The sequence below is a fragment of the Bacillus sp. 2B09 genome, from assembly GCF_003946835.1.
Taxonomy (GTDB): domain Bacteria; phylum Bacillota; class Bacilli; order Bacillales; family Bacillaceae; genus Bacillus; species Bacillus altitudinis.
Genome location: NZ_RPSG01000001.1, coordinates 709857 through 734813, shown reverse-complemented (window position 1 = coordinate 734813; position 24957 = coordinate 709857). Strand labels below are relative to the sequence as shown.

General features: G+C 41.2%; 28 protein-coding genes. 22 read left to right on the top strand and 6 right to left on the bottom strand.

Going from position 1 to position 24957, the window contains the following annotated elements:
- Window position 1 precedes the first annotated feature (1 nt).
- The gene (locus EBQ12_RS03815) at window positions 2–859 is read right to left on the bottom strand and encodes a DegV family protein (RefSeq protein WP_008348544.1); all 858 of its coding nucleotides are present in this window, start codon (window positions 857–859) and stop codon (window positions 2–4) included.
- Between the two features lie 142 nt (window positions 860–1001).
- Between EBQ12_RS03815 and EBQ12_RS03810 the strand changes: the two genes are divergently transcribed.
- Complete coding sequence (locus tag EBQ12_RS03810; protein WP_007499067.1) at window positions 1002–1844, top strand: YitT family protein; 843 nt, start codon at window positions 1002–1004, stop codon at window positions 1842–1844.
- Between the two features lie 14 nt (window positions 1845–1858).
- Complete coding sequence (locus EBQ12_RS03805; protein WP_125589064.1) at window positions 1859–2314, top strand: BsuPI-related putative proteinase inhibitor; 456 nt, start codon at window positions 1859–1861, stop codon at window positions 2312–2314.
- A 40-nt stretch (window positions 2315–2354) separates the two neighbouring features.
- On the opposite strand, the gene EBQ12_RS03800 is transcribed toward EBQ12_RS03805, so the two are convergent.
- The 3 genes from EBQ12_RS03800 to EBQ12_RS03790 form a co-directional block, all read right to left on the bottom strand.
- Window positions 2355–2546 carry a DUF3813 domain-containing protein gene (locus EBQ12_RS03800; RefSeq protein WP_008348541.1) on the bottom strand — a complete coding sequence of 64 codons (192 nt, stop codon included), beginning with the start codon at window positions 2544–2546 and terminating at the stop codon, window positions 2355–2357.
- Entirely contained in the window at window positions 2543–2695 is a 153-nt protein-coding gene (locus tag EBQ12_RS03795; RefSeq protein WP_008348539.1) for a hypothetical protein, read from the bottom strand. Before EBQ12_RS03795 ends, EBQ12_RS03800 begins: the two co-directional genes overlap by 4 nt.
- 88 nt (window positions 2696–2783) lie before the next feature.
- Window positions 2784–3596: a Cof-type HAD-IIB family hydrolase gene (locus tag EBQ12_RS03790; RefSeq protein ID WP_039167379.1), complete on the bottom strand. Its 813-nt coding sequence runs from the start codon at window positions 3594–3596 to the stop codon at window positions 2784–2786.
- 137 nt (window positions 3597–3733) lie between these two features.
- Here EBQ12_RS03790 and EBQ12_RS03785 point away from each other — a divergent pair, with 137 nt between their 5' ends.
- From EBQ12_RS03785 to EBQ12_RS03725, 13 genes are all read left to right on the top strand, one after another.
- On the top strand, window positions 3734–4519 hold the full coding sequence (locus EBQ12_RS03785; RefSeq protein WP_125589062.1) for an alpha/beta fold hydrolase: 786 nt from the start codon (window positions 3734–3736) through the stop codon (window positions 4517–4519).
- Window positions 4520–4565: 46 nt separating this feature from the next.
- Complete coding sequence (locus EBQ12_RS03780; protein ID WP_003211530.1) at window positions 4566–4874, top strand: metal-sulfur cluster assembly factor; 309 nt, start codon at window positions 4566–4568, stop codon at window positions 4872–4874.
- A gap of 117 nt (window positions 4875–4991) precedes the next feature.
- The gene (locus tag EBQ12_RS03775) at window positions 4992–6437 is read left to right on the top strand and encodes an FAD-binding oxidoreductase (RefSeq protein ID WP_035700263.1); all 1446 of its coding nucleotides are present in this window, start codon (window positions 4992–4994) and stop codon (window positions 6435–6437) included.
- Complete coding sequence (locus tag EBQ12_RS03770) at window positions 6434–6982, top strand: MFS transporter (RefSeq protein WP_008348533.1); 549 nt, start codon at window positions 6434–6436, stop codon at window positions 6980–6982. Before EBQ12_RS03775 ends, EBQ12_RS03770 begins: the two co-directional genes overlap by 4 nt.
- 138 nt (window positions 6983–7120) lie before the next feature.
- Entirely contained in the window at window positions 7121–8158 is a 1038-nt protein-coding gene (gene argC, locus EBQ12_RS03765; RefSeq protein ID WP_206428009.1) for an N-acetyl-gamma-glutamyl-phosphate reductase, read from the top strand.
- Between the two features lie 20 nt (window positions 8159–8178).
- Window positions 8179–9399 (top strand): bifunctional ornithine acetyltransferase/N-acetylglutamate synthase, encoded by a 1221-nt coding sequence (gene argJ, locus EBQ12_RS03760; protein WP_007499060.1) that lies wholly within the window; start codon window positions 8179–8181, stop codon window positions 9397–9399.
- Between the two features lie 14 nt (window positions 9400–9413).
- Window positions 9414–10190, top strand: a complete 777-nt coding sequence (gene argB, locus EBQ12_RS03755) for an acetylglutamate kinase (protein WP_017360181.1) — start codon at window positions 9414–9416, stop codon at window positions 10188–10190.
- A complete protein-coding gene (locus tag EBQ12_RS03750; protein ID WP_125589058.1) occupies window positions 10187–11338 on the top strand; it encodes an acetylornithine transaminase in 1152 nt (383 codons plus the stop codon). The genes argB and EBQ12_RS03750 overlap by 4 nt, the downstream gene beginning before the upstream one ends.
- Window positions 11339–11407: 69 nt before the next feature.
- A complete protein-coding gene (locus EBQ12_RS03745) occupies window positions 11408–12469 on the top strand; it encodes a carbamoyl phosphate synthase small subunit (protein WP_017360179.1) in 1062 nt (353 codons plus the stop codon).
- Complete coding sequence (locus tag EBQ12_RS03740) at window positions 12462–15542, top strand: carbamoyl phosphate synthase large subunit (protein ID WP_125589056.1); 3081 nt, start codon at window positions 12462–12464, stop codon at window positions 15540–15542. Before EBQ12_RS03745 ends, EBQ12_RS03740 begins: the two co-directional genes overlap by 8 nt.
- Window positions 15539–16489 (top strand): ornithine carbamoyltransferase, encoded by a 951-nt coding sequence (gene argF / locus EBQ12_RS03735; RefSeq protein ID WP_125589054.1) that lies wholly within the window; start codon window positions 15539–15541, stop codon window positions 16487–16489. The genes EBQ12_RS03740 and argF overlap by 4 nt, the downstream gene beginning before the upstream one ends.
- Window positions 16490–16592: 103 nt before the next feature.
- Window positions 16593–16772 carry a YjzC family protein gene (locus EBQ12_RS03730; RefSeq protein WP_008348517.1) on the top strand — a complete coding sequence of 60 codons (180 nt, stop codon included), beginning with the start codon at window positions 16593–16595 and terminating at the stop codon, window positions 16770–16772.
- Window positions 16773–16941: 169 nt separating this feature from the next.
- Window positions 16942–18207, top strand: coding sequence for an MFS transporter (locus EBQ12_RS03725; protein WP_007499050.1), 1266 nt, complete (start codon window positions 16942–16944; stop codon window positions 18205–18207).
- A 119-nt stretch (window positions 18208–18326) separates the two neighbouring features.
- Here the strand turns inward: EBQ12_RS03725 and EBQ12_RS03720 are convergent, their stop codons facing one another.
- Window positions 18327–18521: a YjzD family protein gene (locus EBQ12_RS03720; protein ID WP_008348514.1), complete on the bottom strand. Its 195-nt coding sequence runs from the start codon at window positions 18519–18521 to the stop codon at window positions 18327–18329.
- A 212-nt stretch (window positions 18522–18733) separates the two neighbouring features.
- Here EBQ12_RS03720 and EBQ12_RS03715 point away from each other — a divergent pair, with 212 nt between their 5' ends.
- The 4 genes from EBQ12_RS03715 (at window position 18734) to EBQ12_RS03700 (ending at window position 21390) form a co-directional block, all read left to right on the top strand.
- Complete coding sequence (locus EBQ12_RS03715) at window positions 18734–19474, top strand: hypothetical protein (protein WP_125589052.1); 741 nt, start codon at window positions 18734–18736, stop codon at window positions 19472–19474.
- Window positions 19475–19549: 75 nt separating this feature from the next.
- On the top strand, window positions 19550–20125 hold the full coding sequence (locus EBQ12_RS03710) for a nad binding enzyme (RefSeq protein WP_125589050.1): 576 nt from the start codon (window positions 19550–19552) through the stop codon (window positions 20123–20125).
- A 90-nt stretch (window positions 20126–20215) separates the two neighbouring features.
- Window positions 20216–21181, top strand: a complete 966-nt coding sequence (locus EBQ12_RS03705) for a BMP family ABC transporter substrate-binding protein (protein ID WP_125589049.1) — start codon at window positions 20216–20218, stop codon at window positions 21179–21181.
- Window positions 21182–21192: 11 nt separating this feature from the next.
- Window positions 21193–21390, top strand: coding sequence for a ComZ family protein (locus tag EBQ12_RS03700; RefSeq protein WP_008348507.1), 198 nt, complete (start codon window positions 21193–21195; stop codon window positions 21388–21390).
- Window positions 21391–21401: 11 nt separating this feature from the next.
- Here EBQ12_RS03700 and EBQ12_RS03695 read toward each other — a convergent pair whose 3' ends face one another.
- Entirely contained in the window at window positions 21402–21635 is a 234-nt protein-coding gene (locus tag EBQ12_RS03695) for a hypothetical protein (protein ID WP_008348506.1), read from the bottom strand.
- Between the two features lie 169 nt (window positions 21636–21804).
- Between EBQ12_RS03695 and EBQ12_RS03690 the strand changes: the two genes are divergently transcribed.
- From EBQ12_RS03690 to EBQ12_RS03680, 3 genes are all read left to right on the top strand, one after another.
- On the top strand, window positions 21805–22743 hold the full coding sequence (locus EBQ12_RS03690) for a beta-ketoacyl-ACP synthase III (protein ID WP_007499042.1): 939 nt from the start codon (window positions 21805–21807) through the stop codon (window positions 22741–22743).
- A gap of 21 nt (window positions 22744–22764) precedes the next feature.
- Window positions 22765–24006, top strand: a complete 1242-nt coding sequence (gene fabF / locus EBQ12_RS03685) for a beta-ketoacyl-ACP synthase II (protein WP_060780964.1) — start codon at window positions 22765–22767, stop codon at window positions 24004–24006.
- A gap of 77 nt (window positions 24007–24083) precedes the next feature.
- The gene (locus EBQ12_RS03680; RefSeq protein ID WP_060780965.1) at window positions 24084–24875 is read left to right on the top strand and encodes a DUF2268 domain-containing putative Zn-dependent protease; all 792 of its coding nucleotides are present in this window, start codon (window positions 24084–24086) and stop codon (window positions 24873–24875) included.
- Window positions 24876–24957: the final 82 nt, after the last annotated feature.

The window sequence follows — 24957 nt, the reverse complement described above, 5'->3', positions numbered from 1 at the left end:
TTTATGATGGGCTGCCTGTAAAGAAGATGGCAAGTGTGCTAGGGCCTGAGTGGGACCCAACAGCCGCGCCGATGACCTGGATGTCGATTTCTTTTGGGTGAAATTCCGCTTCGATTAATTGTCTCATTTCTTCTGCAAGTGCAGGGTCATCTCCATGACTAATGCCAACAGTTTGACTAGACCAGTCAGATCCGCGTTCTTTCATCAGCTCGATAATGCGTTTCAATAATTTTTTACGGCCACGAATTTTTTCAAGGGGTATCAGTTTTCCATCCTCAACGTGTAAAATGGGTTTAATACTTAACAATCCGCCAACAAATGCGGACGCTTTACTGATTCTTCCGCCTCTTGCTAAATACGATAAATCGTCTACAGTAAAAATATGTTGTAAAGATTCACAAAAATGCTTTACAGACGTTTCAATTTCTTGTATTGTATTTCCGTCAATGGCAAGTGATTGAGCGTGTTTGACAGCTAGTCCATAACCAAGTGAAGCACATTTAGAATCAATGATTCGTAAATCGAAATCAGGGTATTCTTCCTTCACTTCGTTTGCCATCATCACAGCGGTTTGGTATGTACCTGAAAGCTCTGATGAAAAGGCAACATAAATAGCCGATGTATGGGTTTGGGCCGCAGAAACAAAGGCTTCTTTGATCCGGTTCGGTGAAGCTTGTGATGTTTTTGGACTTGCACCTTGTCTCATCGCATCAAATACTTGTTTTGGTTCAATGGTGATCAAATCCTCAAATTCCTGCTCGCCGAGTAACACACGCAGCGGAATGAGTGTCATGTTTTGTTCATCATAATAAGAAAGAGGCAGATCAGCAGCACTGTCTGCTATGATATGAACAGTCATCAAAATCCCTTCTTTCTAAAAAAAATCAACCATATTTTACATCTTTTTAGCCTAACTATATCATAGAAAATCATTTTTTCGTGTTCAAATTCTAAATTTTAGGGAAAACCATAGAGAGAATGGTAAGTGGAGGAATGACAACATGTTCATTGGAGAAGCAAAAAAATTCATCGTCGTCGTCATTGGTGCCTTACTCAATGCGATTGGGCTGAATTTATTTTTAATCCCTGCTGACGTATATGCAAGTGGTTTTACAGGGGTTGCCCAGCTGTTATCTAGTTTAATCGATCAATATGCACCGTTTTATTTATCAACAGGGATCCTATTATTTATTTTAAACATTCCGGTCGGCATTTTAGGCTGGATGAAGGTTGGTCGTTCCTTTACTTTGTATAGCATTATTAGTGTGGCACTGACAACGATTTTCCTCGGCATTTTACCAGAGACAAGTGTTTCTGAAGATATTTTATTAAATGCTGTATTTGGCGGAGTCATTTCTGCACTTGGCATTGGGATTACACTGAAATATGGGGCCTCTACAGGCGGCCTTGACATTATTGCGATGATTTTAGCGAAATGGAAAGACAAACCAGTGGGCACGTATTTCTTCATTTTAAACGGAATTATCATTTTTACAGCAGGATTGTTACAAGGTTGGGAGAAAGCTTTATATACCCTTGTCACATTATATGTGACGACTAGGGTAATTGATGCCATCCATACGAGACATGAAAAGCTGACTGCCATGATTGTGACAAAGAAAGCAGATGAAATCAAAGAAGCCATTTATGGAAAAATGGTCAGAGGGATTACGACTGTTCCGGCAAAAGGGGCATTTACCAATGAACAAAAAGAAATGATGGTCATTGTCATTACAAGGTATGAGCTGTATGAACTTGAACAAATTATAAAGGAAGTCGATCCAAAAGCCTTTACAAATATTGTTCAAACAACCAATATTCTTGGATTTTTCAGACGAGATTAAAAGGTGGGTAGAAGATGAAAAAAAGGTTAGTGCTTTTTCTCGTTCTATTGGTTTTAACAGCTTGTGGACAACAAAAAAAGGATGAACCAGACAAGGAGGTATCCGGTCAAATGGGAGAAAAAACCGTTGTACTCACAGTAGACCCCGTCCAAAAAGGTTCTTCGGTTCAATTTCATATGTCACTAAAAAATGAATCAGATCGAGATATTGAATTCACGTTTAACACAAGCCAAAAATTCGAATTGAGTGTGTACGATGAAGACGGTAATGAAAAATACCGTTACTCGAAAGACCGTATGTTCACACAAGCCATCCAATCCTTTGTGCTGAAAGCAGATGAAACATATGACTTCCAAGATACGTGGTCAAACGGTGTGGAGCCGGGAACGTATGAAGCGGTCGTCACATTTAAAGGAAAAGCAGAAGGGCTAAAGCAAATCACTGAGAAGAAAACGTTCCAAGTGAAATAAGCATAAGAAAAGCTGTCCACAAAGCGGACAGCTTTTTTCGTTAAAGATCATCAAGCAGGTCTTGGAACGTATGCAGCTGGTTTCTTTCTGCATCTGTCGAATTAGCAAATGCAGATGATACGGCGTTTTTAGCTCGCTGAACTGCTTGTTGACGCTCTAAACCAGATGGAAATGAAGAAGTAAGGGCTTCTTCAGTAAATGATTTGGCTTGATCAAAAAGTTCGTTTCTCACAATGAACCTCCAGAAGCATCAGTCTTCATATTTCCCCTGTCCTCCGCAGCTTCTTCAAGTGTGGAACGATACGGAAAACGTGCGTCATGCAGACTGACTGAATCTTTACCTTGTTGTATAAAGCGTTTCGATTTGCTTCTTTTACCCATTCGGAATCCGCCCCTTTACACAAGCTGACAGGACAACCTGTCTAACGATAGTATGCCCGTTTCGACCTGTTATGTATGAATGGAAAAATTAAAGCGAGAAGTAATTCGTTAGGAATTTTGCAATCCCATCTTGTTCATTCGTATCTGTCACTTCATTAGAGACACGTTTCACTGCATCAATCCCGTTGCCCATGGCAACCCCGCATCCAGCAAATTCAAGCATCTCTAAATCATTGTCTTCATCTCCGAATGCCACAATCCGCTCCTGAGGTACCCCGTAATAATCACTGATCTTTTGCAGTCCAACGGCTTTGTTCATACCTGTTTTAATAATTTCAATGACATGCCACGGAGCAGCCCAGCGTCTGTGGTCAATCACTTCTGCATGAACATCTGTCAAATAGCTCCGGATCGCTCCGACGTCTTCTTCTTTTGCGTGAATTAAGACGCTTGTGACATTCTCTCCAAGATTGTCCCGAAGGTCTCCAACGGTCACTTTGTTTGCATTCATATTAAATATATCAATGAGCTTTTCATCATGATAATGGAAATACAAATCGTCTAGCACTTCAGCTAACACATTGTGCACTTTATATTCCTCACTAATATCCACAAGCTGTTTCACGACTTGAAGATCAAGTGATGTGTGAAATCTGCCCCATTTTTCATCAAGAGGATGATGGACAAACGCTCCATTAAAGTTCACAATCGGTGAATCGAGCTGCAATTGCTGATAATAAGGAGAGCTGGAACGAAATGGCCGGCCAGTTGAAATACAGACATGATGCCCGCTGTCTTTCACTTTTTGAATGACATCAAGTGTGTGTGCTGAAATCGTTTTATCGTCTTTTAATAACGTGCCATCCAGGTCAAGTGCGATTAGATAAGGTTTAGTCTCCATAAAATCTCCTTTGATCTGTAAGTAATAGGAGGCAGCTAGTGCGGGTGCCTCCACCTATAGTGTATCTTTATCACATCTTCGTTGTCTACATGTTAAAATAAACAAAGACGGGAATGATAAAGGAGGATTCATAGGCTGTGATCACCATTGATGAGCAAATGACGCACGATATTCCATTTTTACATATCGTAAAAGCTGAAAATAAAGACAAACCACTGCCACTTGTATTTTTTATACATGGATTCACAAGTGCACGCGAGCACAACTTACACTTCGCCTTTCATTTGGCAGAAAAAGGCATGAGAGTCATTTTGCCTGACTGTGCTTATCATGGTGTAAGATCAGAAAACCTCAGCTTAGAGGAAATGGCATCAAAGTTTTGGGAAATCGTCCTGAACGAAATCCGAGAAATCGATATACTTAAGACACATTTTCAAGAAAAACAATTGATTGAAGCCGATCTAATAGGTGTTGCGGGTACATCTATGGGAGGGATCACGACCTTTGGTGCACTCGCAAAACATGATTGGATTAAAGCGGCAGTCAGCTTGATGGGCAGTCCGAAATATACGACATTCCTACAAGCACAAATTATGGACATGCGGCACAAAGGGTTGATGAAAGAGATTACAGATGAAGAGGTTCATCAGCAATTAGACGCGCTGCGTCCCTATGATCTAACGCTGCAAACAGATCGATTAAACAAAAGACCGCTGTTATTCTGGCATGCAGAAAACGATCCAGTTGTCCCTTACAGACATGCAAAAGCTCTTTATGACGAGTTAGCAGAAACCCAATATAAAGAAGATCCTCACCTGATTCGTTTTATCACAGATGGACAGGCTGGCCATAAGGTCTCAAGACAAGCGATGTTTGAAACCATTGACTGGTTTGTGACACATCTGAAAAGCAGAAACGTTTAGCCAAAAGGAAAAGTACGTTATACTAGTTGAAAAAGGAGTGGATATCATGGATGAAGCATTGAAAGAAAATATTTTAGGCGCCCTAGAACAGGTGATTGACCCTGAGTTAAACGTAGACATCGTCAACCTTGGACTTGTCTATGATGTCGATCTTGATGAGAATGGAAAAGCGGATATCACAATGACTTTAACATCAATGGGGTGTCCCCTTGCACCAGTTATCGTGGATGAAGTGAAAAAAGCATTAAGCGACTTGCCTGAAGTGAAGGAAACTGAAGTTCACATCGTCTGGAATCCACCTTGGACACGTGACAAAATGTCAAGATACGCAAAAATTGCGCTTGGTATTCAATAAGTAAATACGACCTGGTATGAGTTGAACTCATGCCAGGTTTTTTTTATGAAAAATTAAGGTAGAGGAGGAGTATGGAATGATATAATGGATGTAATTTTATAGAACGGAGTACCTATAATGAAGCGAAAGTGGATATGGATCGTCCTTTTGATGGGATATGGTGCTGCCTTTTTTGCATCAGTCTCTATACGTGAAGGTCAAGCACACAAAAGACAAGGACTTGAGGCGTTTACAGATGTGAGTCACCTCATGCCGGTCAAAATAAAAAAAGTCGTGCAAGGAAAAGAAATAGAATCTTTAAAAGAAGTATTAGAAGAAGCAAAAGAGAAGAATCTGCCCATTTCAATCGCCGGAAAGCAGCATAGTATGGGTGGCCACACGTATTATGAAAATGGCATTGTACTAGACATGACGAAATTTCGCCGAATCGTATCATTTAATGAAAAAAAGAAGACCATTCGGGTCCAAAGCGGCGCCACATGGGATGATATTCAAAAATATGTGAACCCATATGGTCTTGCAGTAAAGGTGATGCAATCTCAAAACATCTTTACGATTGGTGGCTCGTTAAGTGCAAATGCACATGGACGTGACATTCGCTACGGCTCACTTATTGACACTGTGCGCTCTTTCACACTGTTAAAAGCAGATGGAGAGATCATCACAGTAAAGCCTAGCGATGATTTATTTACTGCCGTGATTGGAGGATACGGCTTATTCGGTGTCATTTTAGATGTTGAGCTTTCCTTAACAAAGGATGAATTATATAAAATGGAGACAACCTCTCTACACTACGATGAATACACTGATTATTTTCAAAAGCATGTAAAGAACAATAAAGAAGTGCGCATGCATCTCGCAAGAATCTCTACAGCGAAAACAAATTTTTTGAAAGAGATGTATGTGACGAATTATTCACTTACTTCTGATCAACAGATCGATCCATACCGCGAGCTCAAAGAAGATCAGCTCGTCATCCCTTTAAAATTTATGCTCGGCCTTTCGAGAAGATTTGATATGGGGAAAGATTTGCTATGGAACTTGCAAAAGAAGTATTTTCAAAGTCAAAATGACCAGCTGATCACAAGAAATAACGTGATGCGGTCTGATTCTGCTTTTTTAGAATATGAAAATGAGTCAGATACCGATGTGCTTCAAGAATACTTTGTTCCAGTTGATCGTTTTCGTGCGTATATCGATGACATGAGAAGCTTTTTACAACAGGAAGAATTGAATTTAATGAACATCACGATCCGTTACGTACAAAAAAATGAAAAAGCGGATCTCTCATATGCGAAAGAAGATATGTTTGCACTTGTTTTGTTAGTGAATTATGGTTTTGAGAAAGAAGAGAAGGCAGAAGCAGAGCGGGTCATCCGGCAAATGACAGATATCACCTTACGGCACCATGGAAGCTATTACTTACCATACATGCCTTATCAAACGAAAGCACAAATGAAACAAGCGTATCCAAAAACCGATCTATTCTTTCAAAAGAAAAAGCAAGCAGATCCAGATGGCAGATTTATCAACTACTTTTATGAAAGGTACAATACACAATGAATGCTAAAGCAATGAAATGGTTTGTCTATTCACAAAGTCTACTGTTTTTCGCCAGTAGTCTCATTTTCCCTTTTTATATTCTTTTTATTAAAAATGTTGGGTCGAGCTATTCTCAATTTGGTCTTGCTTATGGTCTGTTTGGTTTGAGCGGTGCGTTCATTCATTTATTATTAGGAAAACTTCCTGAAACGACCGACAGGCGTCTCTTTTTAATCATTCATTCGTTTGGTATGGCGTTTCTTCTTCTCCTTTTTCCACATATCACAGAAGTAGAGCAAGTTTATATGATTCAGCTTGCCTTAGGTGTGCTAGGTGGTGTTCAGAAGCACGGAGAGAAACTGCTCGTCACCGAACTCACAAATGAGAAGAAGCGAATGAAAGAAGTTGGGCACTATCATTTTTGGACAGCGCTTTTTTCATCTATCGCCATTATGCTTGGCGGCCTGTTTGCTGATTTCTTCACCATTCATTTGATTTTTTATGCAAGTTCCCTATTATATTTATGCAGTGCGCTTCTGGTCCTCAATATGAAGAACAATAGATAAAATCCGCATGTCTCACGAAGATATGTGGATTTTTTTATGAAAAAAAATGAAAACAAATATTAAATATACAATTGAATTAATTTTTATACATGTTATAATGTTAAATAATTTCACAAAGATCAAGAGGGTGTATTGACGTTGAAAATAGGTATTATAGGTGCTACAGGGTACGGTGGTGCGGAATTAGTTCGTATCTTTAAGCAGCATCCACATGTGGAGGAATGTATATTGTATTCATCAAGTGGTGATGGGCAATTATACAGTCAATCTTATCCGCATCTGACAACGATTACTGACCAAACATTAAAAGCCATTGATCCGGCTGGTATTGTGCAAGAAACAGATGCTGTGTTTTTAGCGACACCAGCAGGCGTTTCAAGTGAACTCACACCGAAGCTCATGAATCAAGGGGTGCCAATTATTGATTTATCAGGTGACTTGCGCATTCAAGATGGAACTGTTTATGAAGCGTGGTATAAACGAAGGGCAGCGGATGAAGCATCGGTTCAACAAGCTGTATACGGATTATCTGAATTGAATCGTGAAACCATTAAGCAAGCGGAAGTCATTGCAAACCCAGGCTGCTTTCCTACTGCAGTTCTTCTAGGTTTAGCACCGCTGATGAAACAGAATTTAATCGATGAATCTATGATCATTATAGATGCAAAAACCGGGGTGTCCGGTGCAGGGCGATCAGCCTCACTTGGCACACATTTTTCAGAGCTGAACGATAACTTTAAAATTTATAAGGTGAATGAACATCAGCACACACCTGAAATAGAACAAGTACTTAGAGAATGGAACCCGCAAACGGCGAACATCACATTTTCAACACACCTTGTCCCGATGACAAGAGGGATTATGGCGACGATGTATACACAATTGAAATCAGATGTCACAAAAGAAGAATTAATGAAACGGATGAAGAATTTTTATGAAGATTCCTATTTTGTAAGAGTGAGAGATCATGGGATATATCCACAAACAAAAGAAGTATACGGCAGTAACTTCTGTGACATTGGTTTTCATTTAGATGAGCGAACAGGCAGACTGACGATTGTATCTGTCATAGATAATCTCATGAAAGGCGCAGCCGGCCAAGCGGTTCAAAACTTCAATATCATCAAAGGCTTACATGAAGAGGCGGGCCTCACAATGACACCTCTCTATCCATAAGAACAGGGGAGACAACAAACATGATCGAATTGAATGAAAAAAGTATTGTCAAAATAGACGGGGACGTATCATCACCAAAAGGTTTTGAAGCAAAGGGGATTCATATAGGATTACGCTATTCAAAAAAAGACCTTGGCTTGATCATCAGTGAAGTACCAGCAGCGAGTGCAGCGGTATACACTCAAAGTCACTTTCAAGCTGCGCCTCTTCAAGTCACACAAAAAAGCTTGAAAAAGACGGGCAAACTAAAAGGTGTCATTGTCAATAGTGCCATCGCCAACGCATGTACAGGTGAGCAGGGATTAAAAGATGCATACGACATGCAGGCAGCCTGTGCAGACATGTTAGGGACAGAGCCTGATTACATTGCTGTTTCTTCTACTGGTGTCATTGGAGAGTGTCTGGATATGGATAAAATCAAAACAGGCATCGCTCAGCTAAAAGAAGCAAAAGCAGGAAATGGCCACTTTGAAGAAGCGATTTTAACAACAGATACAGTCATTAAAAATACGACATACTCCTTGACGATAGACGGGAAAGAGATTCTCATTTCTGGTGCAGCAAAGGGCTCTGGTATGATTCATCCGAACATGGCCACAATGCTCGGGTTTGTCACAACCGATGCAAATGTCGAACAAGAAGCTTTGCAAAATGCTCTTCGTGACATTACAGATGTGACGTTTAATCAAATTACCGTCGATGGAGAAACATCGACTAATGATATGGTGCTTGTGATGGCAAATGGAATGGCAGAAAACCAGGCACTGAATGAAGAACATCCAGAATGGCCATTGTTTAAAGAAGGATTAAAACTAGCCTGCGAAGATCTAGCAAAAGAGATTGCAAGAGACGGAGAAGGCGCAACCAAATTAATCGAAGCGAAAGTTGTTGGTGCAAAAAACAACTTAGAAGCTGGTATTATTGCAAAAAAAATCGTAGGTTCAAGTCTTGTGAAAACAGCCGTATACGGTACGGACGCCAACTGGGGCCGGATTGTCGGAGCAATCGGTCATAGCGCAGCTTCTGTCACGCCAGAAGAGGTGGAAGTTTACTTAGGCGGGCAATGTCTGTTTAAACATAATGAACCTCAGTCTTTCTCAGAAGAGGAAGCAAAAGCGTATCTAGAGCAGGATGAGATTACGATTTTCATTCAAATGAATGAAGGAAATGGTGAAGCGGCCGCATGGGGCTGTGACCTTACCTATGATTATGTGAAAATTAACGCGAGCTATCGCACATAATGAAGGAGATAGACATGGATAAAACGATCGTGTTCAAGTGTGGAGGCAGTGTCATTCGAGAACTTTCCGATACCTTTTATGAAAATGTCCGCTCACTTCAAGCTGCTGGATTTAAACTGGCTATCGTACATGGCGGGGGTCCTGAAATCACGAGCATGCTGCAAAAATTAGAAGTGAAAACGGAATTTGTAGATGGACAGCGCAAAACAACAAAGCCGGTGTTAGAGGTAGCCGAAATGGTCCTTTCAGGAACGGTGAATAAATACTTTGTTTCAGAGCTGGCAAAGCATGATATATCATCTGTCGGTGTATCTGGTAAAGATGGACAGATGCTTGTCGCCGATTTTCTCGATCAAGATGTATATGGGTATGTTGGCGAAATCAAAGAAGTTAATCCAGAGATGGCAGAAGCACTAATGGAGAAACAATTCATTCCCGTCATTGCGCCGCTATCTATGACCGAAGAATGCCAAACGTTAAATGTAAATGCTGATCTTGCAGCATCAGCAGTCGCAGGAGCTATGAAAGCTGATAAGCTCATGTTTGTCACAGATGTGGAAGGAATTTTAAAAAATGGAGAGCTGTTAGACGTTGTCACCGAACAAGAAGCTCTCAAGCTCATCGATGAAGGCATTATTTCCGGGGGAATGATTCCAAAAGTGCAATCTGCGCTAAGTGCTTTATCAGGAGATGTGGATGAAGTCATGATTGTGAATGGAAAAGGTAGTATTTTTACAGGAGATACCTTTAAAGGAACTCGAATTGTAAAACAAAAGGAGGCGGTCCTGTGAGTCATCTCTTTCAAACGTACGGACGGTGGAATGTTGAAATTAAAGAGGCAGAAGGTTCTTGGGCAGTTGATACAACTGGGAAAAAATATTTAGACTTTATACAAGGCATTGCGGTCACGAATTTAGGTCACAATCATCCAAAGGTCAATCAAGCCATCAAGAAGCAGCTTGACGAGGTCTGGCACGTATCAAATCTATTTGAAAATGGACTGCAAGAAAAAGCAGCGGAAAAGCTGGCAGCCAACAGTTCAGGAGATCTCGTATTTTTCTGCAACAGCGGGGCTGAAGCGAATGAAGGGGCTATCAAATTGGCCCGAAAAGCAACAGGTAAAACAAATATTGTGACGTTTTTGCACTCTTTCCATGGGCGCACGTATGCTGGTATGGCTGCCACAGGTCAAGATAAAATCAAAACTGGTTTTGGACCGATGCTGGAAGGCTTTCATTATGTACCGTTTAATGACCCTGAAGCGATCACAGCGTGTGAAATCGATGATGTCGCAGCGGTCATGCTGGAAGTGGTGCAAGGTGAAGGTGGAGTGAATCCTGCTACTGCTGAATTTCTAGAAGCCGTTCAAACGTTTTGCAAAAAACATCAAGCACTGCTGATTGTAGATGAAATCCAAACGGGTATTGGGCGAACAGGGACAGCATTTGCCTATGAGCAATCGGGACTTGATCCTGATATTATTTCATCCGCAAAAGGTTTAGGAAGTGGGTTTCCAGTCGGTGCAGTGATAGGGAAAAAAGCTTTAGGAGATGCCTTTTCTCCAGGCTCTCATGGCACAACATTTGGTGGCAACATGCTCGCTATGTCAGCTGTGAACGCAACCCTTGATGTAATATTCAAAGAAGACTTTCTTTCAGAAGTGAAAGAAAAGGGTGCGTACCTTTTAAAGAGACTGCAAGAAGTCAAACAGCTGAATATCGTGAAAGAAGTACGGGGCAAAGGATTAATGGCAGGGATTGAGTGTCACCAGCCAGTAGGTGATTACATCACAGCCCTTCGAGAGCAAGGTTTGCTGGTGCTTCCAGCTGGTCCGAATGTCATTCGTTTATTACCTCCACTGAATGTCAAAAAAGTTGAATTGGATCAAGCCATTGAAGCAATCATTCAAGTGTTAGCAAATGAAACAGTAACGGTCTAAATTTTTTTGCAACAAAACGTATAAACATACATTTATATTATTAATTATTCAATACGGGGTGACACAAGCATGAAAGGTTATTTAAATTTAGAAGATGGAGCCTCTTTTGAAGGAGATCTGACAGGAGAAGCTGGCATAACAGGTGAAGTGGTCTTTTTTACAGGGATGACAGGTTATCAAGAGGTGCTCACAGATCCTTCTTATAAAGGACAAATCATTGTTTTCACATATCCACTCATCGGAAACTACGGGATCAATCATGAAGACTTTGAGAGCAAAAAACCACAAGTAAAAGCGGTCGTTGTCTATGAGGCAGCTGAGCATTTTTCTCATCACCTTGCAGCCGTAAGCTTAAAAGATTATTTACAGAAGTGGAACATTCCGCTTCTTACACATACAGATACTCGCGCAGTCGTGCAGAACATTCGAGCCAATGGAACGATGAATGCAGTGCTTAGTTTAGACGAAAATGAAACGCCACCTGCAATGAAGCAAGACAATGTGGTAGAGCAGGTCACAGAAGATGAAGTATACACACAAGGCAGCGGTGAGGAACATGTAGCGCTCATTGATTTTGGCTTTAAAAAATCAATTGCGGACTCACTCGAAGCGCGCGGCTGTAAAGTCACAGTGATTCCGTACAAACAAATGGAAAAGGTATTTGATATCAAGCCAGATGCGATCCTTTTGTCAAATGGACCTGGAGATCCAAAAACAATGAAGCCATATTTAAAAACCATTCATGACATCATGATGACCTTCCCGACACTAGGCATTTGCTTAGGTCATCAATTAATTGCTCTTGCGCTTGGCGGGGATACGTATAAGCTTCCTTTTGGCCACCGCGGGGCGAATCATCCTGTACAAGATACAGAATCAAAACGTGTCTTTATGACAAGCCAAAATCATAGCTATGTGGTCAATGAAAAAAGCATGAATGACAAAGAAGTGGACGTCAAATTCCTCCACGTGAATGACGGATCTGTTGAAGGATTCATTCATAAAGAGAAGCTGATTATGTCCGTTCAATTTCATCCAGAAGCACACCCAGGCCCTGCAGAAAGTGAATGGGTATTCGATGATTTTATTGAGAAAGTGAAACAAGCAAGGAGAGAAGTCGCACATGCCTAAAGATCAAAGCATACAAACCATTCTAGTCATCGGGTCTGGTCCAATCATCATTGGTCAGGCAGCAGAATTTGATTACTCAGGAACACAAGGTTGTATGGCCTTAAAAGAAGAAGGCTACAACGTCATCTTAGTGAATAACAACCCAGCAACCATTATGACAGACGAGTCATTTGCTGATGAAATTTATTTTGAACCGCTTTCAGTTGATTCAGTGACAAGAATCATTGAAAAAGAGAAACCAGATGGTCTTTTAGCCAATCTTGGCGGACAGACAGCTTTAAACCTTGCTGTCGAGCTAGAAAAAGCCGGTGTGCTGAAAAAGCATGGGGTAAAACTGCTCGGAACGTCAGTTGAAACAATTGAAAACGGTGAAGATCGTGAGAAATTCCGTGCTCTCATGAAGCATTTGAATGAACCTGTACCAGAAAGTGAAATTGTGGATAATGCGAAAGACGCCCTTCAATTTGCAAAAGAAGTGGGCTTTCCTGTCATTCTTCGACCAGCCTACACACTTGGTGGTAAAGGGGGAGGCATCGCTTTAACTGAAGAGGCTTTTAAACCGCTGATTGAAGGTGCTCTTCTAGCGAGTCCGATTCATCAGTGCTTAGTTGAAAAAAGCATTGCTGGCTTTAAAGAAGTCGAGTATGAGGTCATGAGAGATCGTCAAAATACGTGTATCACTGTATGTAACATGGAAAATATCGATCCAGTTGGTGTGCATACAGGTGACTCGATTGTCGTTGCGCCGTCACAGACATTAACGGATCAGGATTATCAAATGCTCCGCTCAGCGAGCTTAAAAATTATTTCAGCGCTTGATGTCGTTGGCGGCTGTAATATCCAATTCGCTCTCGATCCACTCAGCAAAGAATATTTTGTCATTGAGGTCAACCCTCGGGTCAGCCGGTCTTCTGCTCTTGCATCGAAAGCAACAGGCTATCCGATTGCCAAAATGGCGGCAAAACTTGCGGTCGGTTATACACTAGATGAATTGAAAAATCCGCTTACAGGAACAACGTATGCTAGCTTTGAACCGGCACTCGATTATGTCGTGGTGAAATTCCCGCGCTGGCCGTTCGATAAATTTAAACAGGCAGACCGGAAATTAGGCACAAAAATGAAGGCGACTGGTGAAGTCATGGCGATTGACCGTAATTTAGAATCTGCCATTCAAAAAGCAGTCGCATCACTTGAAATTAAAACAAAGGGCTTCCACTTGCCTGAACTGAAAGAACATTCGACTGAACAGTTATTTGAATTAATCAAAACACCGGACGATCGCCGTTTCTTCGCTGTCATGGAGTTGCTTTCCAGACAAGAAACCGTTGAAACGATTCATGAAACGACGAAGATTGATCTGTTTTTCTTACATGTTTTCAAGAATATGATCACACTCGAACAAGAATTGAAGAATCATCAGGGGACGCTATCCAAAGACACCTTAAGAAAAGTGAAGGAAAAAGGCTTTCTTGATGAAACAATCGCTTCTCTGACGGATCGCAGTGAACAAGATATCAGACAGCTTCGCCAAGAGTATGGCATTGCCGCTTCATTTAAAATTGTCGATACATGTGCGGCTGAATTCGATGCAAAAACGAATTACTTCTATTCTACGTACTTTGGCAAAAGTGATGGAGAGCATCAAGAGAAAACAAAGCAGCGTGCACTCATCATTGGCTCCGGTCCGATTCGAATTGGGCAGGGAGTCGAGTTTGATTATAGTGCCGTTCACGGCGTTCTTACTCTACAAAAGCTTGGATTTGAAACCATCATGATGAACAACAATCCAGAAACGGTTAGTACCGATTATGAGATTGCAGATCGTTTATACTTTGAGCCGATCACGTTAGAACATATTTTAAACGTAGTTGAAGCGGAGCAAATTGATTTTGTCATCGTTCAATTTGGCGGGCAGACGGCAATCAATGTGGCGGAAGGTTTAGAAAAAGCCGGCGTTACCTTGTTAGGCACGTCCTTTGACACACTAGATGCATTAGAAGATCGCGATTTATTCTATCAGCTTCTTGATGAACTGAATCTTCCTCATGCAAAAGGAGATACAGCACATTCAAAAGAAGAAGCACTGGAGCATGCTGTAAGCATCGGGTACCCTGTTCTTATTCGTCCATCATATGTCATTGGTGGAATGGGCATGATCGTTGTTCATACAGAAGCTCAATTGGCAGAACTACTTGATCAGCCAGATCATTTACCTTATCCGATCTTAATTGATGAGTATGTCACTGGAAAAGAAGTGGAAGTGGATCTCATTTCAGACGGACAAACGACATTCATTCCAACAATCGTTGAGCATATTGAAAAAGCGGGCGTACACTCAGGTGACAGCTTTGCCATCTTACCAAGTGTCTCTATTAGTGAAGACATCAAAGAGCAGGTGTATAACGCTTCTGAACAAATCGCAAAGAAATTAGCTTTTAAAGGCATTATGAATATTCAATTTGTGATAAAAGGGAACCAGGCGCTCGTATTAGAGGTGAATCCTCGGGCAAGCCGGACTGTTCCAGTTGTAAGTAAAGTCATGGGTGTTGACATGATCCCAATGGCGACTCAGCTGTTAGCTGGTGCAACGCTTGAAGAATTGAAACCGGCAACGAAGAATAAGGGGGGCACAGCTGTTAAATTCCCAGTCTTCTCCTCACACGCCATTCAAGATATCGATTTAAAGCTCACACCTGAAATGAAGGCGACGGGTGAAGGAATGTGTGTAGGAAAGAACGTCGAAAGCGCGTTGAAAAAAGTGTTTGCACCGATCTGGAAACAGAAAGGAAGCCTCTTTATACAAGGCAGTGAATTATTCGTAGATGAAGCAAAACGAGCAGGCTTTGACGTCTGGACTGGCAGCTTTGAATCGTGGCTGCAACAAGACGATAAATCGCTTCACATTCATTTAGGTGATGATGAAGAGGCAAAAGAACAGCGTGTAAAAGCACTTACACATGGTGTTCAAGTTCTAACCGAATATGAAACAGCGCAAGCGTTCCTGCAAGGAAAAGATGGAGATGTATCACCAGTATCTCTCCACGAATTATATAAAAAGGAAGTGACGGCATGAGCCAAGTCGACGTGCAACCGGCATTATACGGAAAAGACTTTTTATCGTTAAAAGACTTTTCAATCAATGACATTGCGTACTTAATTGAAAAAGCAGAAGAAATGAAACAATATCCATATCAAGATTTATTTAAAGGAAAAACATTAGCGATGATCTTTGAAAAATCTTCAACTAGAACCCGTGTCTCGTTTGAAGCGGGCATGACGCAGCTAGGCGGACATGCGCTCTTCCTCAGCTCAAATGATCTGCAAATTGGCAGAGGAGAAACGATTGGTGATACAGCGCAGGTGCTGTCTGGGTATGTAGATGGCATTATGATTCGAACCTTTGAACATGAGAAGGTAGAAGAACTTGCAAAATACGCCTCTATTCCAGTGATCAACGGACTAACGGACTACTCTCATCCATGTCAGGCACTGGCTGATTTACTGACGATTAAAGAAGCAAAAGGCACACTAAAAGGTGTGAAAGTGGCGTACATCGGTGATGGGAATAATGTGGCTCATTCCTTAATGGTCGGCTGCGCGCAGTTAGGCTGTGACATTGCCGTTGCATCACCAAAAGGCTATGAACCTCTTCAAGAGGTGACAGAGACTGCCCAGGCGTTTGCAAAACAATCAGGCGCAGAAGTCATCGTCACAACAGATCCAGTAGCTGCTGTTCAGGATGCAGATGTCATTTATTCAGACGTATTTACAAGCATGGGACAGGAAGCTGAAACAGAGAAACGTCTAGCTGAATTTAAAGAATATCAAGTCAATGAGGAACTCATGCAACATGCAGCAGCAGATTATATCTTCCTTCATTGTTTGCCGGCACACCGCGGAGAAGAAGTGACGGCTGATATCATTGATGGACCACACTCTAAAGTATTCCAGCAAGCAGAAAATCGCCTGCATGTGCAAAAAGCGTTAATCAAAGAGCTCATGTATCAACAACCTAAATAAATCACAAGTGTCCCTGTCTCGACTGAGCAGGGACTTTTTACATGTTGGATTGGAGAGACAATGGATGGGACATAATAACATCAATCGAGAAAGGAGGATGGAAATGGGTCAACAGCATCAGTTTAAATCTGGTAATAAGGCACCTAATAATGGTGTTTATATCGAAATCGGTGAGACCGGTAGTATGGTGAAAGATCCTTTAAAGATAAAGCTTAAAGCAGGAGACGTCTTTCCGGATAACTCGAACCATAACCGTGTTTGGACTTACCAAAGAAAGCCTTAAGCAATTGACTAAGAGTCCATATGAATAAGTCTTTAGAGGCATGTGTCATGCCTCTTTTTTCTTTATAATAAAAAACAATTAAGTTCCAATTTTCAAATAAATAGTATGAAAAAAAGAAAGTTTAAGGTAAAATATGTAAGAATAGTATAAGGTTGAAAGGATTTGTGTGATGGAAAAGATGAATCTCAGTGAAAGTGTTTGGAATAAACGCTTCACCTCATTGTTCATATCAAGACTCATAAAAAATACAGGAGAAAGTTTTGCTTTTACATCCGTTCTTTGGTTATTGATTTTAAGAGGGGATGGAGCGCTCGGTACCGGACTTCTTCTAGCAGTGACAGTTCTTCCTTCATCATTGTTGGCCCCAATACTAGGACCTCTTATGAAAAGACATCATTTATCTAAATGGATGTTTGCTTCAGATGTCATTCGAGCAACCATTGTACTCATTATTCCACTACTGCATTTTTCGCACATATTGCCTCTATGGTTATTGATCTCATTAATGGTTATTCAATCGGCAACAGGTGCAGCATATAACCCGGCTTCTGTGGCCATCCTGCCTCAGATTGTTCCAAAGCATCTCATTCAAAAAGCAAATGCGATCCTGCAATCATCTTTTGAAATTGTCGCACTTGCTGCGGTGATGGTCGCTGGTCTTTTGGTCAAATTAATTGGACCTGCAGATACGCTCCTGATCACCACTGCTTTATTCATCATATCGGGCTTGTTCATTATTGGCGTTAAACTCCAAAAGTCAGATGCAGAAAAAGCAGCAGACATTAAACAAGCAAAGAATACATATCTGTATAACTTAAAAAGAGGCTTTCTAGTCGTTAAAAATCATCATATTTTATTTGCACTGACCCTTTATTGTATTTTAATGAATGTCGCTGCAGCTCCGTGGCAGGCATTATCCGCTGTATATGTAGCAGAAGCGCTGCAAAGTGATTCAATGGTGTATTCCATTTTAAGAGGTGTCGCCGCAGTTGGTGCGTTTATGATGGGCTTTGCACTGGCGAAGGTGAAAATCAAAAGATTCGGCTTGTTCTTTATTGTCGCAGGCATGATTGAAGGAGCAGCATTCTTTATCACTGGAATGAGTACATGGCTTCCAGTCGTTCTTCTAGCTTCCTTTATTTTTGGTGCAGCCGTCAGTGCAATCAATGTCCCAGAGATGGTCATTATTCAAACGTCTGTTGACCAAGAAGATCAGCCGCAAGTATATGCCGTGATCAATGCGTCATCAAATGTCTTTCTCCCGCTTGCAGCCGTCATATCGGGCGTCCTGGCAGAACGCTTTGGAGCAGGCCCTGTCATTGCGGGGGGGGGTGTGCTTGAAATTTTATCGGGCATCGCGATCTTCCTGTTCACAGGGCTAGCGAAAAGCCATTTGTCAGCAGACAAACAGAAGTCCGAAACGGTTGAGGTGTAACTCAAAAACCCCCTGTAATTGACGGCAGGGGGTTTTGGCGTGCGCTCTCAACTTCTAGTCATCATTCTGAAAAAAAGAAAAAGAGCTAATCTCAAATCATTAGCTCTTTTTCACCAATATTAAGAATGTTCTGTTGAACTTTCTGTTTCTTTCATTGGACTTACTTCAGCAAAGATGAATAAAATAACCGTAAACACTATGGCAAGAATGGAAGTTAACGTAAAATCATAAGCAGCTCCATTCATAGATGCAACGATGTAACCAGCCATATGTGTCAGCAGAAAAGTCCAAATGAGGGTGATAATGTAATGCATTATTCCACCGTCCTTTATGTAACAATCTATTGACTATCATACCATAGATACGAGTTCAGAGAAAAGACTGTTTTCCGCCTTTATGTGACCATTTTGAGACCTTCTACTATAAAAATAAAAAGAATTCTTCTGTCTTTAGGGGATTTCCTTATTCCTACAAGAGTTGTTGTTCATATCATAGAAAGCAGAATCACTGAAAGGAGGCTGGCCATATGGGTGTAAGCGAACGTTTTTTCCAGCTTGGTTCCCAGTGGAACATCATTCACCTTCCTCAAAAACCAAATGGCTTTGGCATTCTAATCCTCGGTGACCGAAATCACTTTGTGCAGGAAAATACATCATTCTGGCTTCAGCATTACGGAAGAAACCAGCTTTTAACTGCTTTAAAGGATGAAGGATATACATTGTTTAATAGTCATCTTCATGGGAATCACTGGGGATGTGAAGATGCTGTTTTTAGTGCGAAACAGCTTGTTCATCACACATTAAAACAAGAAATATTAAACCGGGAAATTCATGTGCTGGCAGAGGGAATGGGCGCACTTGTCGCCATGAGTCTTGCCGAAGAAATGCCAGAAGTGCTAAGGTCTATAGCCATGATGAATCCATGTTTACACCTGCAAGCACAAAGAGAAAGAGAAAAGGAACACAAATTCTTCTACAAACAGTTCATGAAAGAACTCGCACAGAGCTATGGGTGCTCTGCAAAGGAAGCTGAAACGTATCCACTTCCTTCTTGCCCCGTTCATTCAGCTCATGTACCGATTCATATATGGCAGAGACTAAACGGCGCACCGTATGCCTATGAACTACACGCAAAGCCTTTTATTGATCAGCATATGATGAATCCAGACCATTGTCAGATGGACCTTACTTTGCATATGTTTGATCATCCAAGAAGAATCTTTCAGTCCATTCACAAGTTTTATAAATCGCATGAAAGAGAATTGTAATGAATAGGATGATAACAGCCCTTCATGGAAAGGGCTCTTCTTTTTATTCGATATGCTAAAAAAGGGGACATGAACATGGAAACAGGACTGATCATAGGTGCAGATGAATTTTTTGGACTGACACTTTGTGAATATATGATGAAAGAGGGCATACAAGTGGATATCACATATCCTAAGGAGCAGTCAGAGGAGCAAAAAATGTTATTAGAAGAGCGGATGATGTGGCTCGGCCGCAATGATCTTGTCCGCTTTATTGATGGTCAAGATAGGAAAGAGGCATATGACCTGATCTTTTTTCAATCAGATGATTCAATGAACAGAGAGATAGACCTCGAAGCGAAGCATGGCGTATACCGCTTGTTTTACGAAGAACCCGAAAGCCATTCGCATGAACAAAGCGTTTCGGCTGTTATCCTTCCACGTATGTTTGGTCCGTGGACACTCCATGAAGAGAGACGAATAAAGGATGATCACACATTTTTTGTAGAAGATGTCGCAAAGGAGCTTTTAAAGTGGGCACGCACCGATCAAAGGCAGGAAATGATCCATCAATTAAAGGTAGAAAGACAAACAGGTGACAAACAAGCAGAAGAAATCATAGCAGAATGGAAAAGACAAAACTCAACATTTTTCGACAAAAAGCAAGAATGATCTTCCATCTTATCTTTTTTCAGTATAAAATAAACCTATATTTAACATACAGGTTCATGCCTGCGTGTTGCAAAGGGAGTTGAACATGGCATGAAGTACCAGCGGCTTGTCATGATCTTTTCGTTCCTTCTTCTTATGCTATCTGCCTGCTCGCAGGCGCCGTTAAAAGGACATATTGAGAAGGTGGGTTTACTCGTCCCCGATACGATTAATGATCAAGTTTGGGGAACGAAAGGTTATAAAGGCTTATTAAATATCCAATCAACATTTGGTGTAGATGTTTATTATAAGGAAGGGATGGTCGACAAGGAGAAAATCGTTGATGCCATTGAAGAATTTCATAAAAAAGGAGTCAATTTGATTATTGGCCATGGCAATGAATACAGCGAAATTTTCAACTTGATCAGTGAAGATTATCCGAAAACACAATTTATCACGGTCAATGGAGGCAAGCCTCAAGCTGATAATGTCACAAACGTCACGTTTAAAGGAGAAGCTATGGGCTTTTTCGGAGGCATGACAGCAGCACATATGTCCAAAACAAAAAAGATTGGTATTCTGGCTACATATGATTGGCAAAGTGAAGTAGACGGTTTTATCAAAGGTGCAAAATATCAGGACGAACATGTGCAAGTCCTAGCGGAATTTGTCGAAAACTGGGATGATGCTGACAAAGCCGTGAACCTCTATCAAAAATTGAAAAAACAAGGTGTAGATGTTGTGTATCCAGCAGGTGATGGTTATAATATCCCTGTCATTGAACAAATCAAAACCGACAATTTATTTGCGATCGGATATGTCACTGATCAATCCAACCTTGGAAGCCATACGGTGTTAACTAGCACAGTCCAGCATGTCGATAAAGCGTACAGTATCATTGCGAAGAAGTTTAATGAAGGCAAGCTAAACGAACAAGGTGAGTACTCCTTTGACTTTAAAGAAGGAGTGATCGAAATGGGGAAATTTAGCTCAACCATAGACCGCGCTTTTGTGAAAGACATTGAGAAGGATATTGCGAATTACAAAAAAACAGGCAAACTGCCAAATGAAAAGTGAGGACGTTGAACATGCAGCACGAAAAATCGATGGAGTTTTTACAAATTGCGATGAAGTATTTTCCACAAGCAAAAGAAGAATTAGATAAAGCAGGGATTCAGCTTGATCCACAAGCACTTCAGCCACTTCTCTCTTTGTTTACATCTGTCATGCAAGAGGCATATGAGCTTGGAAAAGCAGATGCAGCATCAGAAAAAGCCACAGAATAGTGGCTTTTTTTTTATGATAATTTTTTCTTGAAGGCACTAATCATAGGGCCAACATCTTTAAACACAGGCTTCAGCTCATCGATGGAGTTCATAATGTTTCCAATTTGATTCATGACATGCATGTAGTCAATGGAGTCATCACTTGAAGAAGTCTCTGCACGCTCCTCCTTTTTTTCTGTCTTGCTTTTCTCCTTTTCAAGCGGCTGACCAAACATCATTGCTGAGAAAATATCCTTTTGCGCCATATCACATGTTCCTTTCTACTATTGGTATATCATTAATCTATGAAAAAAGTGAGAGGAAAGGTTAGACGTTTGTATTGCCAAGGAGAAAAAAATAAGGTAAAATTAGTACCAGATACTAATATAAGATCACAATATCACATGCTCGTATGAGTAAAAGGAGTCTTATTCAATGAATGCTGGAATTATTGGCCTTGGCCGCTATATACCTGAAAAAGTATTAACAAATCATGATTTAGAAAAAATGGTTGAAACTTCTGACGAGTGGATTCGTACTAGAACAGGTATAGAAGAAAGAAGAATTGCATCTGATGATGTCAATACATCTCATATGGCGCTTGCTGCTGCAAAAAAAGCATTAGCTGACGCAGATGTGGCTGCAGAAGATATTGATATGATTCTTGTAGCGACAGTTACGCCAGATCAAGCATTTCCGACAGTCGCTTGTATGATTCAAGAGCAGCTCGGTGCACATAAAGCATGTGCAATGGATATTAGCGCTGCCTGCGCTGGCTTTATGTATGGGCTTGTTACTGGAAAACAATTTATCGAATCAGGCACTTACAAACACGTGCTTGTCGTTGGTGTAGAAAAGCTTTCTCGCATTACCGACTGGGATGACCGCAACACAGCTGTTTTGTTTGGAGATGGAGCAGGTGCTGCTGTACTAGGAACAGTCAGCGAAGGAAAGGGAATTCTATCATTTGAGCTTGGAGCCGATGGAAGCGGCGGGAAGCACTTGTACTTAGATGAAAAAGATCATACAATCATGAATGGAAGAGAAGTATTTAAATTTGCTGTGAGACAAATGGGCGAGTCAAGCGTAAACGTGATTGAAAAAGCTGGACTATCAAAAGAAGACGTAGACTTCTTGATTCCGCATCAAGCAAACATTCGCATTATGGAAGCAGCACGCGAACGCTTAGAGCTGCCAGTTGAAAAAATGTCGAAAACAGTCCATAAATATGGAAACACATCAGCAGCATCCATTCCAATTTCACTATGTGAAGAAATCGAAGCCGGAAAAATTCATGACGGCGATGTGATTGTAATGGTTGGTTTTGGTGGAGGATTAACGTGGGGCGCAATCGCTATGCGATGGGGCCGATAAAAGAGTGGGGTGCACAAATTAATGGATAAGAAACGAGTAGTTGTTACAGGATTAGGTGCTTTGACACCTCTTGGCAACGATGTAGAGACAACATGGAAAAATGCTGTAGCAGGTGTATCAGGTGTTGGCCCGATCACACGTGTTGATTCAAGTGAATATACAGCAAAAGTAGCAGCAGAACTAAAAGATTTTAACATCGAAGATTACATGGAGAAAAAAGAAGCGAGAAAGATGGCACGCTTCACACAATATGCAGTCGTTGCTGCTCAAAAGGCTTTAGAAGATTCACGCCTCGAAATTACAGATGAAAACGCACCTCGTGTTGGGGTATGGGTTGGATCTGGTATTGGCGGACTTGAAACATTCGAAGAGCAATTCGAAGTGTATTCGAATAAAGGAGCAAGACGCGTAAGCCCGTTCTTCGTTCCAATGATGATTCCAGATATGGCAACAGGCCAAATTTCAATTGCACTTGGCGCAAAAGGGGTTAACTCTTGTACTGTAACAGCATGTGCAACAGGAACAAACTCCATTGGTGATGCCTTTAAAGTCATTCAGCGCGGAGATGCAGATGCGATGATTACAGGTGGAACAGAAGCACCGTTAACGAAAATGTCGTTTGCTGGTTTCTGTGCGAACAAAGCTCTTTCGACAAATCCTGATCCAGAGACAGCAAGCCGTCCATTTGATAAAAACCGTGACGGATTTGTCATGGGTGAGGGAGCGGGAATTGTTGTACTTGAAGAATTAGAGCATGCGTTAAAACGTGGTGCGACCATTTATGCAGAAATCGTTGGCTACGGCTCAACTGGAGATGCATACCATATCACAGCACCTGCTCCAAACGGAGAAGGCGGCGTACGTGCAATGAAAGAAGCCATTCGTGATGCAGGTTTAACAGTGGAAGAAATTGATTATATCAATGCCCACGGAACAAGCACACCGTATAATGATAAGTTTGAAACAATGGCGATTAAAGAAGTGTTCGGAGAGCATGCGAATCAGCTTGCGATCAGTTCGACAAAATCAATGACAGGTCATTTACTTGGCGCAGCAGGCGGAGTAGAAGCGATTTTCTCTGTTCTGGCGATTAAAGACAGTGTCATTCCGCCAACGATTAACCTTGAAACACCAGATGAAGAATGTGATCTTGATTATGTAGCAAATGAAGCACGTTCAAAAGAAGTACAAGTGGCTTTGAGCAACTCACTTGGTTTTGGCGGGCACAATGCGACAATTATCTTCAAAAAATACGAAGCGTAATATGTCTTAAGAAGGTGGCGATCTATAAACAGATCGCCGCCTTTTTGCATATGATGAAAATGGAGGTGTTCAGCGGTATGGGTCTGATCAATACACAATATCTCATCCAACAATCATCATCATTTCAGGAGCTGGCGGCACGTTTTGTCCCTTATTTTAAAGGAGCGGAGAAAAAAGAAGGATCATCTATTCTCGCCCATTTACAACATCACGGAATGGTTCGATCATGGAACGCCTGCCAGGAAATGATCGACAAGCTCAAAGAAAAAGGGTATTTCAAGCTTGTGATGAAAGAATACAAAGCGCTGCAAAAAAAGTGGGGAGGTCCTGATGTCCCTGTCTTTATTTTGCCTGTTAATGAGAGCAGCAAAGAGATCAGAGAACAATTTTACTTTCAATCCGGCATGGCATTTGATGACAAAATCTTTCTTTTTTTATCCCCGCATACACCGAAGGAGCGAATCGGTACGTTGCTGACGCATGAATATCACCATGTATGCAGGTTGCATTTTCTCACGAAAGAAGAAAAAGATTTTACATTCCTTGATACAATCATGATGGAGGGGCTCGCTGAATATGCTGTGTATCATAGATATGGAGAAAGCTATACAGCAAAGTGGACGACTTTATATGACGAATCGCAGCTGCAGCGCATGTACAAGAAATGGGTATCCAGTCACCTTTATCAGAAAGTGCAGGACGACGAAAGGCTGATACAGAATCTCCTTTATGGAAAAGGGAACTACCCCAAAATGCTTGGCTATGCCACTGGATTTTATATCGTGAAAAAGTATTTCGATGAGCACCGAATCAGCGAGGAGTCTATGATTGCGGAGCCAGCGGAAACGTTTTTAAAGGCGATAGAATGATAAAGACAATCATTCACAAAAAAAGTGACATATTACAATTTTACTAAATACTTCTTGATTTCGTCATGCTGATGTAATAATA

Excerpts from the sequence above, each read along its gene's own strand:
- EBQ12_RS03815 (WP_008348544.1), bottom strand. The coding sequence starts at position 859 with ATGACTGTTCATATCATAGCAGACAGTGCTGCTGATCTGCCTCTTTCT.
- EBQ12_RS03810 (WP_007499067.1), top strand. The coding sequence starts at position 1,002 with ATGTTCATTGGAGAAGCAAAAAAATTCATCGTCGTCGTCATTGGTGCC.
- EBQ12_RS03805 (WP_125589064.1), top strand. The coding sequence starts at position 1,859 with ATGAAAAAAAGGTTAGTGCTTTTTCTCGTTCTATTGGTTTTAACAGCT.
- EBQ12_RS03795 (WP_008348539.1), bottom strand. The coding sequence starts at position 2,695 with ATGGGTAAAAGAAGCAAATCGAAACGCTTTATACAACAAGGTAAAGAT.
- EBQ12_RS03790 (WP_039167379.1), bottom strand. The coding sequence starts at position 3,596 with ATGGAGACTAAACCTTATCTAATCGCACTTGACCTGGATGGCACGTTA.
- EBQ12_RS03780 (WP_003211530.1), top strand. The coding sequence starts at position 4,566 with ATGGATGAAGCATTGAAAGAAAATATTTTAGGCGCCCTAGAACAGGTG.
- EBQ12_RS03775 (WP_035700263.1), top strand. The coding sequence starts at position 4,992 with ATGAAGCGAAAGTGGATATGGATCGTCCTTTTGATGGGATATGGTGCT.
- EBQ12_RS03770 (WP_008348533.1), top strand. The coding sequence starts at position 6,434 with ATGAATGCTAAAGCAATGAAATGGTTTGTCTATTCACAAAGTCTACTG.
- argJ (WP_007499060.1), top strand. The coding sequence starts at position 8,179 with ATGATCGAATTGAATGAAAAAAGTATTGTCAAAATAGACGGGGACGTA.
- argB (WP_017360181.1), top strand. The coding sequence starts at position 9,414 with ATGGATAAAACGATCGTGTTCAAGTGTGGAGGCAGTGTCATTCGAGAA.
- EBQ12_RS03745 (WP_017360179.1), top strand. The coding sequence starts at position 11,408 with ATGAAAGGTTATTTAAATTTAGAAGATGGAGCCTCTTTTGAAGGAGAT.
- EBQ12_RS03740 (WP_125589056.1), top strand. The coding sequence starts at position 12,462 with ATGCCTAAAGATCAAAGCATACAAACCATTCTAGTCATCGGGTCTGGT.
- argF (WP_125589054.1), top strand. The coding sequence starts at position 15,539 with ATGAGCCAAGTCGACGTGCAACCGGCATTATACGGAAAAGACTTTTTA.
- EBQ12_RS03730 (WP_008348517.1), top strand. The coding sequence starts at position 16,593 with ATGGGTCAACAGCATCAGTTTAAATCTGGTAATAAGGCACCTAATAAT.
- EBQ12_RS03725 (WP_007499050.1), top strand. The coding sequence starts at position 16,942 with ATGGAAAAGATGAATCTCAGTGAAAGTGTTTGGAATAAACGCTTCACC.
- EBQ12_RS03720 (WP_008348514.1), bottom strand. The coding sequence starts at position 18,521 with ATGCATTACATTATCACCCTCATTTGGACTTTTCTGCTGACACATATG.
- EBQ12_RS03715 (WP_125589052.1), top strand. The coding sequence starts at position 18,734 with ATGGGTGTAAGCGAACGTTTTTTCCAGCTTGGTTCCCAGTGGAACATC.
- EBQ12_RS03710 (WP_125589050.1), top strand. The coding sequence starts at position 19,550 with ATGGAAACAGGACTGATCATAGGTGCAGATGAATTTTTTGGACTGACA.
- EBQ12_RS03705 (WP_125589049.1), top strand. The coding sequence starts at position 20,216 with ATGAAGTACCAGCGGCTTGTCATGATCTTTTCGTTCCTTCTTCTTATG.
- EBQ12_RS03700 (WP_008348507.1), top strand. The coding sequence starts at position 21,193 with ATGCAGCACGAAAAATCGATGGAGTTTTTACAAATTGCGATGAAGTAT.
- EBQ12_RS03695 (WP_008348506.1), bottom strand. The coding sequence starts at position 21,635 with ATGGCGCAAAAGGATATTTTCTCAGCAATGATGTTTGGTCAGCCGCTT.
- EBQ12_RS03690 (WP_007499042.1), top strand. The coding sequence starts at position 21,805 with ATGAATGCTGGAATTATTGGCCTTGGCCGCTATATACCTGAAAAAGTA.
- fabF (WP_060780964.1), top strand. The coding sequence starts at position 22,765 with ATGGATAAGAAACGAGTAGTTGTTACAGGATTAGGTGCTTTGACACCT.
- EBQ12_RS03680 (WP_060780965.1), top strand. The coding sequence starts at position 24,084 with ATGGGTCTGATCAATACACAATATCTCATCCAACAATCATCATCATTT.